This window comes from Limnohabitans sp. (assembly GCF_044361645.1).
In the GTDB taxonomy this organism is placed as follows: domain Bacteria; phylum Pseudomonadota; class Gammaproteobacteria; order Burkholderiales; family Burkholderiaceae_C; genus Limnohabitans_A.
Map to the genome: position 1 here is coordinate 1 of NZ_JBIKIL010000219.1, position 2,542 is coordinate 2,542.

Annotated in this window: 3 protein-coding genes and 1 pseudogene; 3 read left to right on the plus strand and 1 reads right to left on the minus strand. The window is 57.4% G+C overall.

The annotated features are described in order from the left end of the window. Positions 1 to 50 precede the first annotated feature (50 nt). From ntrB to cynS, 3 genes are read left to right on the plus strand one after another with little or no spacing between them, the layout of a single operon-like run. Complete coding sequence (gene ntrB / locus ACIQ39_RS19260) at positions 51 to 917, plus strand: nitrate ABC transporter permease (protein ID WP_396436191.1); 867 nt, start codon at positions 51 to 53, stop codon at positions 915 to 917. After that, positions 907 to 1,782: an ABC transporter ATP-binding protein gene (locus ACIQ39_RS19265; RefSeq protein WP_396436192.1), complete on the plus strand. Its 876-nt coding sequence runs from the start codon at positions 907 to 909 to the stop codon at positions 1,780 to 1,782. The genes ntrB and ACIQ39_RS19265 overlap by 11 nt, the downstream gene beginning before the upstream one ends. Positions 1,783 to 1,827: 45 nt before the next feature. Beyond that, a complete protein-coding gene (gene cynS / locus ACIQ39_RS19270; protein ID WP_293750450.1) occupies positions 1,828 to 2,271 on the plus strand; it encodes a cyanase in 444 nt (147 codons plus the stop codon). A gap of 125 nt (positions 2,272 to 2,396) precedes the next feature. Here cynS and ACIQ39_RS19275 read toward each other — a convergent pair. Next, a pseudogene (locus ACIQ39_RS19275) lies at positions 2,397 to 2,542 on the minus strand (tripartite tricarboxylate transporter substrate binding protein); the annotation flags it as partial.

Sequence of the window (2,542 nt, forward strand, 5' to 3'; positions counted from 1 at the left end):
CCCGAGGAATACATCAAGAGCTTTGCGATCAACAAGATGGGCTAAGGCACATGAAAACCACGCATCTCAATTTGCGCGCGGCCATGGTCTCGCTGCTCATGTTCCTGGTGTTTCTGGGGGCCTGGCAACTCTCAGCTACCGCGCCGTCGGTGGCAGGCGCTGCCAAGGCGGGCATGACGGCGGAAGACATCGAATACCAGAAGATGATGGGCAAGGACCCGGGGGCGGTCAAAACCACCGGCTTTCCGCCACCCCTCGAAGTGGGTAAAGCCATGCTGGGTCATCTGGCCAATCCGTTCTATGACAAAGGTCCCAACGACAAAGGCATCGGCATCCAGCTGGCGCATTCGCTGGGGCGCGTGGCGCTGGGCTTTTTCTTGGCGGTGCTGGTGGCACTGCCGGTGGGGTTCATGATTGGCATGTCGCCCCTCATGCGCAAAGCGTTTGACCCCTTCATCCAGGTGCTCAAGCCCATCAGCCCGCTGGCTTGGATGCCCTTGGCGCTCTACACCCTGAAAGATTCGGAAGTCAGCGGCATCTTCGTGATTTTCATCTGCTCGGTCTGGCCCATGCTCATCAACACCGCCTTTGGTGTGGCTGCGGTCAAGCGCGAATGGCTCAACGTGGCCAGCACGCTGGAAGTGCAACCGCTGCGCAAAGCCTTTTTGGTCATCTTGCCCGCCGCGGCGCCCACCATCGTCACCGGCATGCGCATCAGCATGGGCATCGCCTGGTTGGTGATCGTGGCCGCCGAAATGTTGGTGGGCGGCACGGGCATCGGTTATTTCGTCTGGAACGAGTGGAACAACCTGTCGTTGGTCAATGTGATCTTTGCGGTGCTGGTGATTGGCGTGGTGGGCATGTTGCTGGACTTGGCATTTGCCCAAGTGCAAAAGGCGGTGACCTATGTGGAGTGAAACCACTGAACGTGAGCTGATCGCTCCTTTGTCATCCGACACCCATGCACCCCAACCCAAGGCCAAAGCCATGAACGCTTTCCTCAAGATCGAAAAACTGGGCAAGGCTTACCAAAGCGACAAGCCCGTGTTTTCGGACGTGACCTTCACCATCGACAAGGGCGAGTTTGTCTGCATCATCGGCCATTCGGGTTGCGGCAAGACCACCATCTTGAACGTGCTGGCGGGTCTGGACACAGCCAGCACGGGCCACGCATTCATGGACGGTCGCGAAATCGCCGGGCCCAGCCTGGAGCGCGGTGTGGTCTTCCAAAGCCACGCGCTCATGCCCTGGCTCACGGTGCGGCAAAACATCGCGTTTGCAGTGCGGTCCAAGTGGCCCGAATGGAAAACACCACAGGTCAATGTGCATGTGGAAAAGCACGTCGGCATGGTGGGCTTGCTGCACGCCATCGACAAAAAGCCCAGCCAGCTGTCGGGTGGCATGAAGCAGCGCGTGGGCATTGCCCGTGCGTTTGCTATCCAGCCCAAGATGCTGCTGCTCGACGAGCCCTTTGGCGCCTTGGATGCGCTCACGCGCGGCACCATCCAAGACGAGCTGATGACCATCGTGCGCCAGACGCAGCAAACCGTTTTCATGATCACGCACGACGTGGACGAAGCGATTTTGTTGTCGGACCGCATCTTGCTCATGAGCAACGGCAACGAATCGGGCGGCAGTTATGTGCCTGGTGGCCTGGCTGAAGTGGTGGTCAACCCGCTGCCGCGTGAACGCACGCGCGCCCAGCTGCACCACCTGCCCGGCTATTACGACATGCGCAACCACATCGTCGATTTTTTGGTGTCCCGCGCCAAAGCCCATTGAATTTTTTAACCCTAATTTTCTTCAACTCCCCTTAAGAGGTCATTCATGAACCGTTTAGACATCACCGAAAAAATCATCACAGCCAAAGTGTCCAAAGGCATCAAGTGGAGCGACGTTGCCGAGAAAGTCGGCCTGTCCAAAGAATGGGTCACCGCCGGGTGCTTGGGCCAAATGACCTTTGACGCCAAGCAAGCCAAAGTCATCGGCAAAATATTTGGACTGACCGCCGAAGAAATCAAATGGCTGCAAGTGGTGCCTTACAAAGGCTCACTGCCCAGCCAGGTGCCCACCGACCCGCTGATTTACCGCTGGTACGAAATCGTCAGCGTGTACGGCACCACCATCAAGGAACTCATCCACGAAGAGTTTGGCGACGGCATCATGAGCGCCATCGACTTCAGCATGGACATCGTGCGCCAGCCCGACCCCAAAGGCGACCGCGTGAACGTGGTGCTGTCGGGCAAGTTCTTGCCTTACAAGCAGTATTGACAAAGACGCTGTAAAAGTAGAGTCACAGTCACCCGGTCAAGGCCAATTCAATGCGGTGTTTCATGTTGTCTCCTACTGGGTTGGAGTCGTCAGAATAATTGAATGTAGGACGTCAGGCGTGGCGGTCAATCAATGGCCGCACCCGATGACTTGACAATTTGTGCCCAGCGAACGATGTCTTCGTTGAGCAAAGCGGCAAACTGTTCTGGTGAAGTGGGGGCCGCCAACTCCACGCCTTGCTGTTCGAGTTTGTCACGCAGGTCCTTGGCTG

Bases quoted from the DNA above. Each gene is read 5' to 3' on its own strand.
- ACIQ39_RS19265 (WP_396436192.1), top strand. From the start codon at position 907: ATGTGGAGTGAAACCACTGAACGTGAGCTGATCGCTCCTTTGTCATCC.
- cynS (WP_293750450.1), top strand. From the start codon at position 1,828: ATGAACCGTTTAGACATCACCGAAAAAATCATCACAGCCAAAGTGTCC.
- ntrB (WP_396436191.1), top strand. From the start codon at position 51: ATGAAAACCACGCATCTCAATTTGCGCGCGGCCATGGTCTCGCTGCTC.